14 protein-coding genes are annotated in these 15,363 nt (G+C 57.8%); 9 read left to right on the forward strand and 5 right to left on the reverse strand.

Features of this window, described 5'->3' with window-relative positions; genetic code table 11:
• Window positions 1-867 precede the first annotated feature (867 nt).
• The 9 genes from ACEN2J_RS15380 to ACEN2J_RS15420 all read left to right on the forward strand — a co-directional run bounded on the left by ACEN2J_RS15380 (window position 868) and on the right by ACEN2J_RS15420 (window position 10,038).
• Complete coding sequence (locus ACEN2J_RS15380; RefSeq protein ID WP_442107038.1) at window positions 868-1,797, forward strand: taurine ABC transporter substrate-binding protein; 930 nt, start codon at window positions 868-870, stop codon at window positions 1,795-1,797.
• Window positions 1,798-1,903: 106 nt separating this feature from the next.
• The gene (locus ACEN2J_RS15385) at window positions 1,904-2,710 is read left to right on the forward strand and encodes a taurine ABC transporter ATP-binding protein (protein ID WP_442106992.1); all 807 of its coding nucleotides are present in this window, start codon (window positions 1,904-1,906) and stop codon (window positions 2,708-2,710) included.
• Window positions 2,707-3,981, forward strand: a complete 1,275-nt coding sequence (locus ACEN2J_RS15390) for an ABC transporter permease subunit (protein ID WP_442106993.1) — start codon at window positions 2,707-2,709, stop codon at window positions 3,979-3,981. Before ACEN2J_RS15385 ends, ACEN2J_RS15390 begins: the two co-directional genes overlap by 4 nt.
• Window positions 3,982-4,736: 755 nt before the next feature.
• Window positions 4,737-6,347 (forward strand): cytochrome ubiquinol oxidase subunit I, encoded by a 1,611-nt coding sequence (locus ACEN2J_RS15395; protein WP_442106994.1) that lies wholly within the window; start codon window positions 4,737-4,739, stop codon window positions 6,345-6,347.
• 5 nt (window positions 6,348-6,352) lie between these two features.
• Window positions 6,353-7,516 (forward strand): cytochrome d ubiquinol oxidase subunit II, encoded by a 1,164-nt coding sequence (cydB, locus tag ACEN2J_RS15400; RefSeq protein ID WP_442106995.1) that lies wholly within the window; start codon window positions 6,353-6,355, stop codon window positions 7,514-7,516.
• 14 nt (window positions 7,517-7,530) lie between these two features.
• Window positions 7,531-7,671: a cytochrome bd-I oxidase subunit CydX gene (cydX, locus tag ACEN2J_RS15405; RefSeq protein ID WP_442106996.1), complete on the forward strand. Its 141-nt coding sequence runs from the start codon at window positions 7,531-7,533 to the stop codon at window positions 7,669-7,671.
• Between the two features lie 155 nt (window positions 7,672-7,826).
• Entirely contained in the window at window positions 7,827-8,531 is a 705-nt protein-coding gene (locus tag ACEN2J_RS15410) for an ABC transporter permease (RefSeq protein ID WP_442106997.1), read from the forward strand.
• A complete protein-coding gene (locus ACEN2J_RS15415) occupies window positions 8,525-9,241 on the forward strand; it encodes an ATP-binding cassette domain-containing protein (protein ID WP_442106998.1) in 717 nt (238 codons plus the stop codon). Before ACEN2J_RS15410 ends, ACEN2J_RS15415 begins: the two co-directional genes overlap by 7 nt.
• Window positions 9,241-10,038 (forward strand): substrate-binding domain-containing protein, encoded by a 798-nt coding sequence (locus tag ACEN2J_RS15420; protein ID WP_442107039.1) that lies wholly within the window; start codon window positions 9,241-9,243, stop codon window positions 10,036-10,038. The genes ACEN2J_RS15415 and ACEN2J_RS15420 overlap by 1 nt, the downstream gene beginning before the upstream one ends.
• 39 nt (window positions 10,039-10,077) lie before the next feature.
• Here ACEN2J_RS15420 and ACEN2J_RS15425 read toward each other — a convergent pair whose 3' ends face one another.
• The 5 genes from ACEN2J_RS15425 to lptE all read right to left on the reverse strand — a co-directional run bounded on the left by ACEN2J_RS15425 (window position 10,078) and on the right by lptE (window position 15,361).
• Window positions 10,078-11,235, reverse strand: coding sequence for a TIGR03862 family flavoprotein (locus ACEN2J_RS15425; RefSeq protein WP_442107040.1), 1,158 nt, complete (start codon window positions 11,233-11,235; stop codon window positions 10,078-10,080).
• Entirely contained in the window at window positions 11,235-12,551 is a 1,317-nt protein-coding gene (locus ACEN2J_RS15430) for a mechanosensitive ion channel family protein (RefSeq protein WP_442106999.1), read from the reverse strand. Before ACEN2J_RS15430 ends, ACEN2J_RS15425 begins: the two co-directional genes overlap by 1 nt.
• A 154-nt stretch (window positions 12,552-12,705) precedes the next feature.
• Complete coding sequence (locus ACEN2J_RS15435; protein ID WP_442107000.1) at window positions 12,706-13,899, reverse strand: HPP family protein; 1,194 nt, start codon at window positions 13,897-13,899, stop codon at window positions 12,706-12,708.
• Window positions 13,896-14,909, reverse strand: a complete 1,014-nt coding sequence (holA, locus tag ACEN2J_RS15440; RefSeq protein ID WP_442107001.1) for a DNA polymerase III subunit delta — start codon at window positions 14,907-14,909, stop codon at window positions 13,896-13,898. The genes ACEN2J_RS15435 and holA overlap by 4 nt, the downstream gene beginning before the upstream one ends.
• A complete protein-coding gene (lptE, locus tag ACEN2J_RS15445; protein ID WP_442107002.1) occupies window positions 14,906-15,361 on the reverse strand; it encodes an LPS assembly lipoprotein LptE in 456 nt (151 codons plus the stop codon). The genes holA and lptE overlap by 4 nt, the downstream gene beginning before the upstream one ends.
• Window positions 15,362-15,363 lie beyond the last annotated feature (2 nt).

A 15,363-nucleotide genomic window follows, 5' to 3' on the forward strand; every position in this document is an offset into this window, starting at 1 on the left:
AGCGCGAGACACGGCGGTATGGCTATTACGGCGAATACGGCCATTACGGTAAGGACAGCGATTGATCGACCGCACTTCCAACAAGCGCCAGCATATCGGCCCCGTCGCCTGACTGTCCGCGGGGCAATCCAACCGAAACAGGACCGCGATTATAATTGGGTAACATTTCCGACAAACGGGCAAAAACTGCCTGTTTGTCGGACCACAGCCAAAGGCCGCGCAAATGACCGCGCCGAAATAGGAACATTATCCGTCTTTTCCAAGGTTAATAGGCCGGCGCTAGCGGGCCCAACCGATGCGCTGTGCGGATAACCTTTTTCAATCACTCTACGTTCGACTGGAATACATTGATTTACGCGAGTTCGTGGCTGCAGGCCGTCAGGCTCTAAAGCGCTTGACGCTTATTTGCTACTGCGCCTTATATTCAGGGTCTCCAGCCCCTGTACTGGATGATCTGACCGTGTCGCTGCATGTCGCTTTTGCCGCCTAGCGGCGGATCAAAGCCGAAGATGTGCCCGTCCTTGCCCGTCGTTGAAGGTACAGCCCCGGCTTTCCGAGGAAGTCGTTCGCAAGATCCGGTTTGTGGCCCGCGCAAAGATAAAGCGCGAGCGCGCGGAATTCATGCAGCACTCCGACATGGTTCGAGTTTTTCGGAGCTATAATTCGTTTTTCTTGCGGGTGCCGAGATTCGTTGGACAAACGAAGTCGTAGCTTGCGTGATAAGGTCAAGTCGTTCCCCAGAGCGACGAAAGGTCGCGATTATAATGACCAGATAGTAACAGGGAGAATACAATGACACATAAATTGGTGAAGCACGCTGTGGCAGTTTTGTCGACCAGCGCAGCCCTTTTGGGCGGGACGCAGGCGATGGCTGAAAGCATCACTGTGGGCTATTTCTTGGAATGGCCGATGCCGTTTGAATACGCCAAACAGATGGGCACCTATGAAAAAGAAATGGGCGTCGACGTAAACTGGGTTAGCTTTGAAAGCGGCGTGAAGATGTCTGCGGCGATGGCCTCGGGCGATGTGCAGCTTTCGGTTAGCCAAGGTTTGCCGCCATTCGTGGTTGCGACCAGCGCTGGCCAAGATCTTCAGATGTTGGACGTGGCCGTCAACTATGCCGAAAACGATAACTGCGTTGTGCGTTCTGCCCTAGAGATCGACAAGACTAACGTAGCGGAACTGGCTGGCAAGAAGGTCGCCGTTCCATTGGGAACCGGCGCGCATTACAGCTTTTTGAAGCAGATGGAGCATTTTGGCGTTGATGTCGGCACATTGGAAGTTGTCGATATGGATCCGCCAGACGGTGCTGCTGCCTTCGCACAAGGCTCGGTTGATATGTTCTGCGGTTGGGGCGGTTCGCTACGCCGTGCGCTGGAAAGCGGCAACGTGCTGTTGACGGGCGCAGAAAAGACAGAGCTTGGCATCTTGGTGTTTGACGTTACGTCTGGCCCTGCTGGCTGGGTCAGCGAAAATGGCGATCTGGTTGCCAAATTCCTGAAGGTAACGGCTGATGCCAACGCAATGTGGGCCGATCCGGCAAACCACGCGACGATGCTGCCAGTGATTGCCAAAGATGCTGGCATGGAAGAAGCCGCGACTGCCGAAACCATGTCGACCTTTACCTTTCCAACAATCGAAGAACAGTTGTCGTCAAAATGGTTGGGCGGCAATGCCCAGACGTTCATGAAGGGCGTTGCCGACGTCTTTATCCAAGCTGGCAGCATCGGCGCTGCGTTGGATAGCTATGAAAGCACTGTCAACACCGGCCCACTGGCTGCTGCAGGCAAGATGTAACGATCGCAATCCGGGCGGCAGAGCAAACCTGCCGCCCCTTTTCGATAATGGGCCTTTTCGGGTACGAAGGGCCGCAAAACCTTGGTACGAACGGAAACCGCAGGTCATGTCAGGACTATCCATAAAAAATATCTCTATGCGGTTCGATTTGCCGAACGGCAGCTCGGTTCAGGCGCTTCAGAACGTGTCGCTGGATATCAAACCCGGTGAGTTGTTAAGCGTGCTTGGCCCTTCGGGTTGTGGCAAAACCACGTTGTTGAACATTGTCGCCGGTTTTCTTGCGCCCACCGATGGGACGATTGAAATGAATGGCCACGTTGTCACTGGCCCCGACGCCGAGCGTGGCATGGTGTTCCAGCAAGGTGCGCTGTTTGAGTGGATGAACGTGCGCGAAAATGTCAGCTTTGGCCCACGGATGCGCGGCCAAAAGGAAGCGCAGTGGAAAGATCAGGTTGACCACCTTATTCGCGTCACCGGTCTTGCGGCCTTTGCAGATAAGGCAATTTTTGAATTGTCGGGCGGGATGCAGCAGCGTGTGGCGCTTGCCCGTTGCCTTGCCAACAACCCCGATGTGATCTTGATGGACGAACCGCTGGGCGCGCTTGATGCGCTGACCCGTGAAAAAATGCAGGGCCTTGTGCTGAAGCTGTGGAAAGAAACCGGCACGACCATCATCCTAATCACCCACTCGGTCGAAGAGGCGCTGCTTTTGGGCGAGCGTCTGTTGGTTATGGCCCCGCGCCCCGGCCGGATTCACAAAGAATATCGCCTGCCCTTTGCTGAAATGGGCGTTAAATCGGACCTGCGCGCGGTGAAAAAAGAGCCAGACTATATTAAAATGCGCGAGGAAATATTAGGGATGATCTGGGACATGGAAGAAGAAATCATGGGTCGTTCGGAGGCTGCACAATGATCGGTCTTTTGATCCTTTTGGTCTATGTTGCCATTTTTGTGGCTTCGTTCTTTCTGGTGCGCAAGCTGGTTCACCACAGCGCAACTGGCATGACAGCCCGTAAAACCGTGACCTTCGGCGATGAAAGCGCGGTTGAGGCGAATCGCTTTGCCTCGGCAATCTCGGTTCTGACGATCTTTCTGATCTGGGCGGCGTTCACTGGTTCGTCGATGGTACCAAGCTTTTTGCATGCGCCCGGCCCCTTCACCGGCGACACGTCATTTACCTATACGTTGCAAGATGCCTCGGGCGCGAAAGACGATGCTACGGTGCATGTCAGCGTTGTGCCTTTCGGGGACAAGCTGGTTGACCCCGTGGTCGAGCCCGGCACCGGTTTTGCCAAAGATGACGGGCTGGCGATGAATGCATCGCGCAGCACCACGATCTTATTTGATGCCAATGATGAGGTTAAGCGCGCCGACGGCGCAAAGGTTGTCGCGATTGATGGGGTTAGCATCGGGCCAGACACAGCGATCAACACCGCTGCTGGGCGTTTCGCCTTGACCGATAAAGGTGCCATCAGCTTTACCCCACCCAGCGGTTTGCAGATGGAGCCAATCTGGTTGCCGTCACCCGAAGCGGTGGTGGTTCGCATGATTGAGATTGCCAAAGGCGAGTATCGCGGCAGCAGCCTGTGGGAACATCTTGGCTATTCGTTGTTCCGCGTCATCGCCGGCTTTGTCTTTGGCGCGATTGTCGGCATTCCCCTTGGCTATGCAATGGGCCTGAGCAACTGGTTCCGTGGTTGGTTTGAGCCGATCGTAGAGTTTATGCGCCCGGTTCCGCCGCTTGCCTTGATCCCGCTGGTGATTATCTGGTTTGGTATTGGTGAAACTGGCAAGATCATCCTGTTGTTCCTTGCCTCGCTTTGGATCATGGCGATTTCGGCACGGGCAGGCGTTTCGGGGGTGAACATTACCAAGGTTCACGCGGCCTATTCGCTTGGCGCCAGCAAAGTGCAGATTCTGCGGCATGTTATTGTGCCAAATTCGTTGCCCGAAATCTTTACCGGCGCGCGGGTTGCGATGGGGGTCTGCTGGGGTACGGTTGTTGCGGCCGAGTTGGTTGCGGCCTCGCAAGGTGCCGGGATGATGATCATGGTTGCCTCTAAATTCCAGCTAACCGACATCGTTCTGATGGGGATTATCCTGATTGGAGTGATCGGCTTTGGCATCGACGTGCTGATGCGCTGGGTCGAACGGGTTTTGGTACCTTGGAAGGGCCGCAGCTAACCTTTTCCCAAGGCGGCACTGCCTTTGAACATGACTTGGCCCGGCGTTTGGATAGCAAATGGCGGGCCTACGCATTTTTAAGGGCGAGGCGTTTCCAATGCTTACACGGCCGCCCCGCGAGAAGCGGTTGCCGTGTACCAAGGACGCGTGTAAGAAGCGGATAAGGAAAATGCGTCTGCGTAGCTCAGCAGGATAGAGCACAGGATTCCTAGTTCAAAATTGGGCGTTGTGTTTGGAAACGGCACAACGGATCTGCTCAAATTCGGGGAACGCTACGGTGCGCTTGCACCTTGCCAATCCCGAGCCAAGCCCCTGAAACGGGGAAGGTGTAGAGACTGGTAGGGCAGCACCTAAAGGCCAAAAGCCAAAGGTGAAGGGACAGTCCAGACCACGAACGCCCGAAAGGGCGGCGGTGAAAGCCGAAGTGGTATGAATCCTGGGGCCGTGGGTTCGAATCCCGCCGCGGACACCATTTTCCTTGCCGCCCTGTTGCGCAGCGATTTGCTGACTGCACGGGCTGTTATGCAAAATTTCAATGACGTCTATGCAATTCTGTCGGGGTCACTCGGGCTGGGTTCGACCATATGCCGTAGGGCCAGTTGGGCGATGCTCCCACATAAGTTACATCAAAGATGCCAGTTATTGGCCTGTTATTGATTTGAATCAAAGGCCACCGGCCGGCGCTGACATACATAGAATATTATGAATTTGTGCTTTTGGGGGCAAACGTGCCCCGAATAACCGGAGTTTAAGATATGGAATTCGGTATCGTTGAGCTGTCACGCCTGCAATTTGCAGTGACAGTCATGTATCACTTCCTCTTTGTGCCGCTGACCTTGGGTTTGTCGATCCTCGTCGCGATCATGGAGACGGTCTATGTTATGACCAACCGCCCGATCTGGCGGCAGATGACCAAGTTTTGGGGCATGCTGTTTGGCATTAACTTTGCCCTTGGTGTCGCGACAGGCATTACAATGGAATTTCAGTTCGGCATGAACTGGAGCTATTTCAGCCAATATGTCGGTGATATTTTCGGCGCCCCCTTGGCGATGGAAGGGCTGATGGCGTTCTTTCTTGAGGCGACCTTTGTCGGCCTGTTCTTCTTTGGCTGGGATAAGCTTAGCAAAGTCGCGCACCTTACCGTGGCATGGCTTGTCGCTATCGGGTCGAACTTTTCGGCGCTGTGGATTCTGATCGCCAATGGCTGGATGCAAAACCCCGTGGGCGCCGCGTTTAACCCGATGACCATGCGGATGGAGATGACCGACTTTTTCGCCGTGCTGTTCAATGAGGTGGCACAGGCGAAATTCGTGCATACCGTTAGCGCGGGCTATGTGACTGCCTCGGTCTTTGTGCTGGGCGTGTCGGCGTGGTATTTGCTGCGGGGCCGCCATGTTGAACTGGCGCGGCGGTCGATCACCGTTGCTGCGGCGTTCGGTTTGGCCTCGGCGTTTTCGGTCGTGCTGCTGGGCGATGAGAGCGGCTATAACGCCAGCCACAGCCAGAAAATGAAGCTCGCCGCGATTGAATCGATGTGGGAAACGGAACCTGCACCAGCCTCGTTCAACCTGTTCGGCATCCCCGATCAGACCGCACGCGAAACCCATTATGCGATTAAAATTCCATGGGCGATGGGCCTTATCGGCACCCGCTCGCTCGATACCGTGATTCCCGGCATTAACGATTTGGTGGCTGAGGCCGAAACCCGCGTCCGCTCGGGCATCATCGCCTATGACGCGCTGCTGCATATCCGTGAGGCGCGTGAGGCATCAGACCCCGCGATCATGGCCACGTTTGAGGACCATTCCGCCGATCTCGGCTTTGCGATGCTGTTGAAAAAATACGTTGATGACCCGCGCACCGCGACCGAGGAACAGATCAAAGCGGCCTCAAACGACACAGTGCCAACGGTTTGGCCGCTATTCTGGGCCTTCCGCTTTATGGTGGCGCTTGGTTTTGGTTTCATCGCCACGATGTCCTACTTCTTTTATCGCGCGTCATTCCGCGGGATGCGGTTTCCGCGCTGGTCCTTGCATCTTGCGGTGTGGATGATCCCCGCGCCATGGATCGCGGCTGAACTTGGCTGGATCGTCGCCGAATTTGGACGTCAGCCTTGGACAGTCGATGGCGTTTTGCCTACAGCCTTGTCCGTCAGCGCGCTGTCGATGACCGAGGTTGCGATGACGCTGGCCGGATTTGTGATTTTCTACACCATCCTGTTCATCATCGAGATGGGATTGATGTTGAAATACATCCGCAAAGGCCCGTTCCAAGATGTCGAAGAAACCGAGGCTTGGAATATCCGTCACCATGATCGCTTGGCGGGGCGGCGCAATGCCGATGCCATCGCCCAACCTGCGGAGTAACCGATATGATTTTGCATGAACTGATAAGCTATGAGGCGTTGCGCGTGATCTGGTGGGGCCTGCTGGGCGTGCTGCTGATCGGCTTTGCGCTGACCGACGGGTTTGATATGGGCGTCGGTGCGCTGCTGCCCTTTGTCGCCAAAACCGATGCTGAACGTCGCGTGGCGATTAACACGGTCGGCCCGGTGTGGGAGGGGAACCAAGTCTGGTTTATCCTTGGCGGCGGTGCGATTTTCGCCGCGTGGCCACCGCTCTATTCGGTGTCGTTCTCGGGGTTTTACCTTGCGATGTTCGTCATTCTGGCGGCGTTTATCGTGCGGCCCGTGGCGTTTAAATACCGGTCCAAACGGGATGATGCGCGTTGGCGCACGGCTTGGGATTGGGCGTTGTTTGCCAGTGGTGCCATTCCCGCGCTGCTGTTTGGCGTGGCGGTTGGCAATGTTATTCAAGGCGTGCCCTTCCATTTCACCGATGATCTGCGCGCGATCTATGAAGGCGCGTGGTACACCAAATTCATCGGCCTGCTCGACCCGTTTTCTGTCTTGGCGGGGCTGGTGTCACTGTCGATGCTGGTCATGCATGGCGGCGCGTGGCTGACGCTAAAGGCCGAAAAGGCGGTTCAAACCCGTGCCCGTGCGATTGGGTCTATCGCCGCATTGGTGGCCGTGTCGGGCTATATCCTCGCAGGACTATGGCTAACATTTGGCATCCAAGGCTTTGCTATTGTTGGTGATTATACCACCAGCGGCCCATCAAACCCGTTACATTTTGAGGTGGCCCGCACCGCGACTTGGCTGACCGCCTATGCCGCCCGCCCGTGGATTGCGATTGCCCCGATTATGGGCGTTGTTGGCGGCTTGCTGGCCTTCCTTGGCCTGCGGGCCGGGCGTGAGGTCTCTACCCTGCTGTTTTCCAAGATGGCGATTTTTGGCATGATTTCATCCGTTGGCCTGACGATGTTTCCTTTCATCATGCCCTCGTCGTCTGATCCGCGCTCGTCGCTGACGGTGTGGAACAGCTCTTCCTCGCACCTTACCTTGTTTATCATGCTGGTGGCTGCGGCGATCTTTATGCCGATCATCCTGATGTATACGGCGTGGGTTTACAAAGTGTTGTGGGGCAAAGTGACTGAGGCCGATGTCACCGATGAACATACGCATTCATACTGAAAAGGACTAAAATCATGTGGTATTTTGCTTGGATCCTGGGCCTTCCGCTGGCCGCCATCTTTGCCGTGATGAACGCGATGTGGTTGGAAATGAAAGAGGACGAACGTGTCATCGCAGGCGGCATCAGCCAGCCGCCGAAACGTCCGCACAGCTAAACGACAGCGCGCAGGTGGGGCGGCGGTGTCTTGGTGAAAAAGCACGTTCTGTGTCGAATTTGATCGTTCCGCCCCCATTTTCTGCGTTTAGACAAGCGCTTAGGGGTGCTAAGCAGTGGTAGCACCCCCATAACGCGCATTGGACTCGCCTTGGCATGAACGATATTTGGCAAGGCATAACCCAAGCGGCGCAGCTGGTGGCGGCCCGTGATGCTGATCTGGTGGAAATCGCCACTCTGTCGCTGAGGGTTAGCCTTGGGGCGACTCTTGTGGCCTCGCTTATCGGTTTGCCTTTGGGGGCTTGGCTTGCGGTGAACCGCTTTCGCTTACGACGTGTGGTGATTGCCACGTTGAATGCGCTGATGGGCCTGCCGCCGGTGGTGGTTGGGCTTATGGTTTATGTGGTGTTTTCGCGGTCTGGCCCGTTGGGGGTGCTGGGGCTGCTGTTTACGCCAACGGCGATGGTTGTCGCGCAGGTCATCATCATCACCCCGATTATCGCCTCTATCTCGCATCAGGCAATCCGCGACCTTTGGGCTGATTACCACGACCTGCTGATCTCCCTGAATGCCACGCGCGCGCAGCGCATCAAGGCCCTGCTTTGGGACGGGCGGCGTGCGCTTATGACCGCCTCGCTGGCCGGTTTTGGCCGTGCTATAGGCGAGGTTGGCGCGATTATGATCGTCGGCGGCAATATTGACCACGCCACACGCGTCCTAACCACCGCCATTGCGCTTGAAACCGGCAAGGGTGAATTTGGCATGGCGCTGGCCTTGGGCTTTGTGCTGATCGCGCTGGCGGTGCTGGTTAACCTTGCCGTGCATTTCCTGTCGCGCACAGAAAGAGGCAGCCGATGGTAACCTCTATCCTGCCGCTAACTGTTGACGGCATCAGCCTGCGCCGAGGCGGGCGTTGCATCCTTGGCCCGATCTCGTGGCAGCTGGGTGGTGCGGGCATCACCGTGTTGATGGGGCCAAACGGTTCGGGTAAAACCTCATTCTTGCGTGCCATGCATGGGCTGGAACGCATTTCTGACGGGCGCCTGCACTGGTCCGCCCCGATGGAACAGGCCCGCGCGCGCCAAAGCTTTGTGTTTCAAACCCCCATTCTGATGCGCCGTTCGGTGGTGGATTGCATTGCTTATCCCTTGCTGCTTGATGGGGTGCAGCACCGCCTTGCCCGTGATCGCGCCGTTGGGGCGGCAGGGCAGGTGGGGCTTGCCGCCATGCTGGACCAACCGGCGCAACTGCTGTCGGGGGGCGAAAAGCAAAAGCTGGCCTTGGCGCGGGCCTTGGTGCGTGGCCCCGAATTGTTGTTTCTGGATGAGCCCTGCGCCAATCTTGACGGGCGTTCCACGCGTGAGATTGAGACGATTTTGCTGGCCGCCCGTGATGCTGGCACCCGCATCGTGATGTCGACGCACAACTTGGGCCAAGCGCGGCGGCTGGCCGATGATGTTGTGTTCCTTTATGCGGGGCGGCTGGTTGAGTCCGGCGCAGCGCCCCAGATCCTAGACACCCCAAACACGCCCGAGTTGGCAGCGTTTATCAAAGGAGACCTGTTACCATGATGTTGAAATCACTGGCTTTACTAGCTGCAATGGCCTTTGGCACAGGCGCGTGGGCCGAGGACATGAAGATGGCCGTCACCACCTCTTTTGCCAATTCTGGCTTGGCCGAGGTGCTGCTGCCAGTCATCGAAAAAGACACCGGCATCACGGTGCAGCTGCTTGTTGTTGGCACCGGTCAGGCGCTGGCGCTGGGGGCTGCGGGCGATGTTGATGCTGTTTTGGTTCATTCCCGCGCCGCCGAGGATAAATGGCTGGCCGAGGGCAACGGCACCCACCGCCGCGAGATTATGTATAATGATTTCGTGATCGTCGGCCCCGCCACAGACCCTGCGGCCACCAAAGCCGCGGCCAACGCGATTGATGCGTTCAAGGCCATCGCTGCCGCGCAAACCCCTTTTGTTAGCCGTGGCGATGACAGCGGCACCCACAAGATGGAGCAAGCCTTGTGGGCAACCGCAGGCATCGAACCCAGCGGCGATTGGTATCGCTCGGTCGGGCAAGGCATGGGGGCTGCGCTGAACACGGCTGCTGGCATGAACGCCTATATTCTGGCCGACCGCGCAAGCTGGCTGAATTTCGGCAACAAGGCCGATCTGGCGATTGATTTTGAGGGCGACCCCGCGCTGTTCAACCAATACGCCTATTTGCCGGTGAACCCTGTAAAGCACCCGCATGTGAAAACCGAGCTGGTCCAAAAACTAGAGGATTGGCTGGTCAGCGACACCGCCAAGGGATTGATCGAAGGCTATAAAATCGCGGATCAACAGCTTTTCGTGTTTAACGCAAAACCTGAATAACAGATGTGCGGCGCCTGTTACGGGCGCCGCCTTTTCATGTCATGTTGACGTGGCCGCAGCCCGCCCTGCCCAAAGCCCTGTCGCAAGGCAAGCTGTCAGCAAATACCCGCCCGTCGGGGCCTCCCAATCCAGCATTTCGCCGCAGGCAAAAATGGGGCCAAATTCGGCGGGCACTCCACGCAGCGCCAGCCCCTCGGTCACCGCATCGCGCGTAATGCCGCCAGCGGTTGAGATCGCCTCATCCAGCGGGCGCGGCCCCAAAAGCGGCACCGGCAATGCTTTTAGCAGCGGTGCCAACTCATCGGGCAGGGGCCGCCCCCATTCCTGCACCAAGGCCGCAACCACTGGCGACAGCCCCAGCTTGCGCAACCGTGCGGCAATGGTATCGCCGCGCCGCGCCTTGTTTAAGCGTGCAGCCACAGCTTCGACCGTTAGGTCAGGCAGCAAGTCCAGATTCAGACTTGCCCCCTCGCGCAAAGCGCGGCTAACGGCATAAATCCCGCCGCCCTCCAAACCTTTGCTTGATACAATAAACTCTCCACGTTCACGCAAGCCGGTCGAAAGGCACAGTGCCGCCCCTTTGACCGGCTGGCCGAAATGCTTGGCCATATGCGGTGACCAATCGACGAGAAACCCCATGTTTGCGGGCTGAAACGGCGCAATCTGTACGCCCTTTTCAGCCAGCCACGGCACCCATGCCGCATCGGACCCCAGCCGTGCCCAGCTTGCCCCGCCCAGTGCCAGAACGGTCACCGCAGGCCGTAAAACCTCGCGCCCCTCGGGTGTATCAAAGGCAAACCCACCTGCGTCAAACCCCTGCCAGCGCCAGAGCATCCGCAGCTCCACGCCCGCATTCCCCAGCCGATGCAGCCACGCCCGCAGCAAAGGTGAGGCCTTCATCGCGACCGGAAACACCCGCTCCGAGCTGCCGGTAAACACCTCTTGCCCCAAAGCGCGGCACCAGTCTTGGACAGCGTCAGGGCCAAAACTGTCGAGCATCGGTGCCAGCCAATCGGGAAAAGCCGCCATGAAATCCGGCCCTGCATGGGTGATATTCAGCCCCGATTTTCCCGCCATTAGGAACTTGCGCGCGGGGCTGGGCTTGGCATCTACCACGACCACGCGCCGCCCCGCTGCTGCCAAAGCCTCGGCTGCCATCAACCCCGCAGGGCCGGCCCCTATGACCAAAGCATCCATCATAGGCTTGGCACCGTGCCCTTGAACTCTATCACACGGTGCGGATAGGGGATCTCAATCGCGTTGTCTTTTAACGCATTCCAAATGGCAAATAGCACCTTGCTTTGGTACTTATTCTTGCCGTCATCAATGCCTGAAACCCAATATTCAATCGCAAAATCAATGCCGCTGTCGCCAAAACCGCGCAGCTCGCAATCGGGCGCATCGGGTTTCGACAGCACGAAAGGTAGGGCCTCGACGGCCGCCTCAATGATCGCGGGCACGCGGTTGATATCGGTGTCATAGCTGACCGAAAAGCACGCGTCATAGCGGTTTGCACTGCCCTGATCGGAAAAGTTCACCACCCGCGTGGTGATGAAATGATCGTTCGGCACCACGATCCACTTGCCGTCAAAGGTTTCCAAAATACAGGCACGCGAGGTCATTTTGATAATGGTCCCCGCCTCGCCGCCGTCCAATTCCACATAATCGCCAACCGTGGTCTGGCCCTCGATCAGCAAAATCACACCTGACACAAAGTTCGCCGCGATCTGTTGTAGGCCCAGCCCGATGCCGACACCCAAAGCACCGCCCAAAACGGCAACCGCCGTAAGGTCGATGCCCATGATCGACATCAGTAATAAGAATGCCGCGCCAAAAATCAAAATCTCGGCGGCTTTCACGGCCAGTTGCCGCGTTGCAGGGCGCAGAACATCCTGCTTTTTGATGTACTCGGCACTCTGGCGGTTTGACCAGCCGCCCAGCCAAAATAGTAAACTGCCCGCGATCAACCCGCGGATCAGCGACAACATCGAAAAGCGGATATTGCCCAGCTCGATCATTGTCTCGCTTAACCGCAGCATGATCGGGTCGAGCGCGCCCAGCGTATAGAGCGCGGCCACCGGAATCAGCACATAACGGCCCAGCACCCGCAAAAACGGGTCGGTCAATACCTCACGCGCGAACGCCCGCACCGCAATAAACATGAACACCCGCTTGCCAAAGGCAATCACGGCGCCGGACCCAAACAAAGAGCGGGTAAACTCTTCGCCGATCGCGGTGAAGCCGTAGGCGAGCAAAGGCATAAGCAATGGCAGCAGGCCAAGGGCGAACAGCCGCGCTTGGGCTATGAGCCCCTCACGCGCATCGGGCGGGGTTAGCAGTTTTGTGATCGTGGGTTGCAAGCGACGCGTCAGCAAAACCGCAAGGATAAATGCCGCCGCCAACAGCGCAAACTGTGACCACGCAGCAGGGCTCGCCAGCCATTGCAGGGCCGTTTCGGCAAAGGGTCTTATGATCTCAAGCAGGTTTTTTGCGAAGTCTGGCAGTTCTTGCATGGCAATAGGCCCTTTTTTGGCGTCAATGCTGTTCTTGCCAACAAAGGCCTGTTTTCACAAGGGGCACGATTTTTCGGTGAAAAATCTAAAGTGAGATGACGCCGACAGCCTAGTCGAAATGTGTGGCGGTCGGGCCTAGGGCCATGCGCTGCCTTCAACCATCGCTTGCGGCTGCTTTGTTCATTGGCGATTCAACGGCCGTATGGTGGGCTTTGGCCAAAGCCGCGATCAAATCGGCACGGCTGACAATCCCGATCAGCCGCCCTTCATCCAACACCGGCACGGCCATTTGGTCGCCCTCGGCCAGCAAATCAATCAGCACGCCCAGCGGTGTAATCTCGCTGACCGTGCCCACTGTGCGTGTCATCACATCGGCCGCCACGGGTTCGACCACATCACGGCTGGCGCGGATAAGCCGTGAGACGACACCATCGGATTTGGCGTCGGGTTTGTGCAGGTTGCGCACCAGATCGGCCTCGCTGACCAGCCCTTCGAACATTCCATCAAGCCCGACGACCGGAAACGTGCGCACCTTGTGCAGCTGAAAAAGTCCGGCAATTTGGCTAATGGGCATGCGCGGATGTACGGTCACCAAATCATGCGACATGATTTGCGCGGTTTCGACGCCGTCAAACAAATGTTCGGCGGCTTGCTGATGCGCGGCGTCGATAAGCCGTGCCAAATCGCCTGCACCAATGTTGGCATCCAACCGCAGGCGCTGCAAAATCTCGGTCAGGTCTGCGCCCTTCATCACGGGGCGCAAACCGGCCTCACCCACATCGCGGGGGCCATGCTCGATGGGTTGGCGGAATGGATAGACCCGCCCCGTCAATTGATTATAGCCCACAGCCACCAGCAGCAGCAAAGCCGTATCTAGCATTACGGGGCTGAACGCATAGCCAAAGCCCAAAGGCCGAACCGATTCGGCCGTCAAAACCACACCAAGTGCGACGCCTGCGGCAGGCGGGTGCGTTGCGCGCAACAGCATCATCGCCAGCATGGCGCAGGTCACCGACAGGCCCATCGCCAGCCAAGGCTCATGCACCGTCATGATCACCGCAACACCGACAAGGGCCGAAACCGTATTGCCCACCAAGGCCGACCACGGCTGCGCCAAAGGGCTGGAGGGCACGGCAAAGGCCAGCATCGTCGTCGCCCCCAAGGGCGCGATCAGCAGCAAAGTCGGGTCTGGCCCATCAGCGGTAAGCGGAACGCGGGTCAGCCGTACCAGAAAAATGCACAGCGTCAGGCCAATGCCCGCGCCAATGCAGGCGCGCAACATCTCGCGCAGTTGCGGCGGGCCAATGGCAGGGCCAAGCCCCCGCAATATCGCCCGTAAACGTGTCACTTGGGTGCCATCGCCAACCGGATCAACGTGCGTTCCATCACCGCCATTGAAGGGGCGCGGCTGGTCGATCGCAGCGTCAGATCGGTTTCCAACAACTCGGCAAGCGCCCATTCCAGCACGGGAACACGCCAACCTTGAAGCTGGCGTAACATCCGATCACGGCGCGGACCAAACACACGCATCCGCAACATGCCATTCGCCGCCCCGCCGCTATCGGTGGCCGCGCCGTGCATTGCCTTGAAATGCCGCAGCGCGCCGATGCACAGCGTCACGGGGGCCACGCCTTGCCCCTCAAGCCGCCGCATCAATGCGCCGACCTGTCGTTGGTCGCGCTCGGCCACGGCGTGGATGACATCATCCACCTCTGCCTCTATCGTGCCGGGGGCGCAGGCCGCCACATCAGCCGAAGACAGCGCGCCCGATTCCCCCCAATGATAAAGTGCAATCTTTTCCAGCGTTTGCCTGAAATCTCCAGGGTCCAACGCCTTTGCCAAAATGCCAAGATCGGTCATCGCTTCAGGGGAAATCGCAGTCAGCCCTGCGCGTTTCAACTCGGCCTCAATCTCTTCGCGGGTTGGCGGCTCATCATATAGGCCAATGCAAACGGCATCGCCCGAATCGTCAAATACCTTTTTCAACGCCGATTTTGCGGTCAGATTTCCGGCTGTCACGACGATCACGGCATCCCCCGGGCGCCATTCGCGCAAGGCAGCGGCCAAGATCGGTGCCATGCCATCTGTCGCCTCTTCGACAAAGGCGACGCGTGGGCCAGGAAAAAACCCCTGTGACCTAATCGCATCCGACAAGGCCGCGCCGTCTTTGCGTAATTCGCCAGAGGGTAGGCGGGTCAGGCGCATTTCACCCTCACCTTGCGGGCCAACCAGCGCCAAAATCGCCTCTTGCCGCTTTAACGCAACGCGCATCGCGTCGGCGCCGAAAATCAGCAAGGCGGCCTTTTTCGGGTCAGGTGCGGCGCAATATTTGGCCGCCTGCTGGCCCTTCAGGTTCATTTCACTGCGGCCCACTGGCCTGATGTCGCCAGCAGTTGCGTCACAATCTGATCTGCAAGGATTCGCATCAAGCGTTGCGAGGCATCTTCTTGTGCCGACAAACCTGCCACGGTGGAACCTGTCGCAGAATAAGAGGTGAAAGTTTCAGCTTTGCCACCCGTCAGGCGCGCGCCGGTGGTCACATCTTTTAGGTCCCAAGCGACAGAGCCGGTCAGGTTATAGCGGGTGATCGCATCGTCGGTGGTAATGCCCACGCCAACAGAGGTTTGGGTGATCGTATAGGACAGCGCGTATGTCGGATGGTCCGAAGGGCCCAGCCGTTCCTCTAGCCGCTCGACCAAATCAAAGGCGTTTTTGTCATGCGGTTCGGCGGCCAAAATTGTGTTTTGCAAGGCCATGCCACTGCCCCCCGGCGCATAGGCCGGGGTAAAGCCGCAAGCGGCAAGCGTCATCA

Source organism: Pseudorhodobacter sp. W20_MBD10_FR17, assembly GCF_052119765.1.
In the GTDB taxonomy this organism is placed as follows: domain Bacteria; phylum Pseudomonadota; class Alphaproteobacteria; order Rhodobacterales; family Rhodobacteraceae; genus Pseudorhodobacter.

What these genes read in the sequence shown, in the direction of transcription:
- ACEN2J_RS15380 (WP_442107038.1), top strand. Translation starts at nt 868, where the DNA reads ATGGCTGAAAGCATCACTGTGGGCTATTTCTTGGAATGGCCGATGCCG.
- ACEN2J_RS15385 (WP_442106992.1), top strand. Translation starts at nt 1,904, where the DNA reads ATGTCAGGACTATCCATAAAAAATATCTCTATGCGGTTCGATTTGCCG.
- ACEN2J_RS15390 (WP_442106993.1), top strand. Translation starts at nt 2,707, where the DNA reads ATGATCGGTCTTTTGATCCTTTTGGTCTATGTTGCCATTTTTGTGGCT.
- ACEN2J_RS15395 (WP_442106994.1), top strand. Translation starts at nt 4,737, where the DNA reads ATGGAATTCGGTATCGTTGAGCTGTCACGCCTGCAATTTGCAGTGACA.
- cydB (WP_442106995.1), top strand. Translation starts at nt 6,353, where the DNA reads ATGATTTTGCATGAACTGATAAGCTATGAGGCGTTGCGCGTGATCTGG.
- cydX (WP_442106996.1), top strand. Translation starts at nt 7,531, where the DNA reads ATGTGGTATTTTGCTTGGATCCTGGGCCTTCCGCTGGCCGCCATCTTT.
- ACEN2J_RS15410 (WP_442106997.1), top strand. Translation starts at nt 7,827, where the DNA reads ATGAACGATATTTGGCAAGGCATAACCCAAGCGGCGCAGCTGGTGGCG.
- ACEN2J_RS15415 (WP_442106998.1), top strand. Translation starts at nt 8,525, where the DNA reads ATGGTAACCTCTATCCTGCCGCTAACTGTTGACGGCATCAGCCTGCGC.
- ACEN2J_RS15420 (WP_442107039.1), top strand. Translation starts at nt 9,241, where the DNA reads ATGTTGAAATCACTGGCTTTACTAGCTGCAATGGCCTTTGGCACAGGC.
- ACEN2J_RS15425 (WP_442107040.1), bottom strand. Translation starts at nt 11,235, where the DNA reads ATGGATGCTTTGGTCATAGGGGCCGGCCCTGCGGGGTTGATGGCAGCC.
- ACEN2J_RS15430 (WP_442106999.1), bottom strand. Translation starts at nt 12,551, where the DNA reads ATGCAAGAACTGCCAGACTTCGCAAAAAACCTGCTTGAGATCATAAGA.
- holA (WP_442107001.1), bottom strand. Translation starts at nt 14,909, where the DNA reads ATGAACCTGAAGGGCCAGCAGGCGGCCAAATATTGCGCCGCACCTGAC.
- lptE (WP_442107002.1), bottom strand. Translation starts at nt 15,361, where the DNA reads ATGACGCTTGCCGCTTGCGGCTTTACCCCGGCCTATGCGCCGGGGGGC.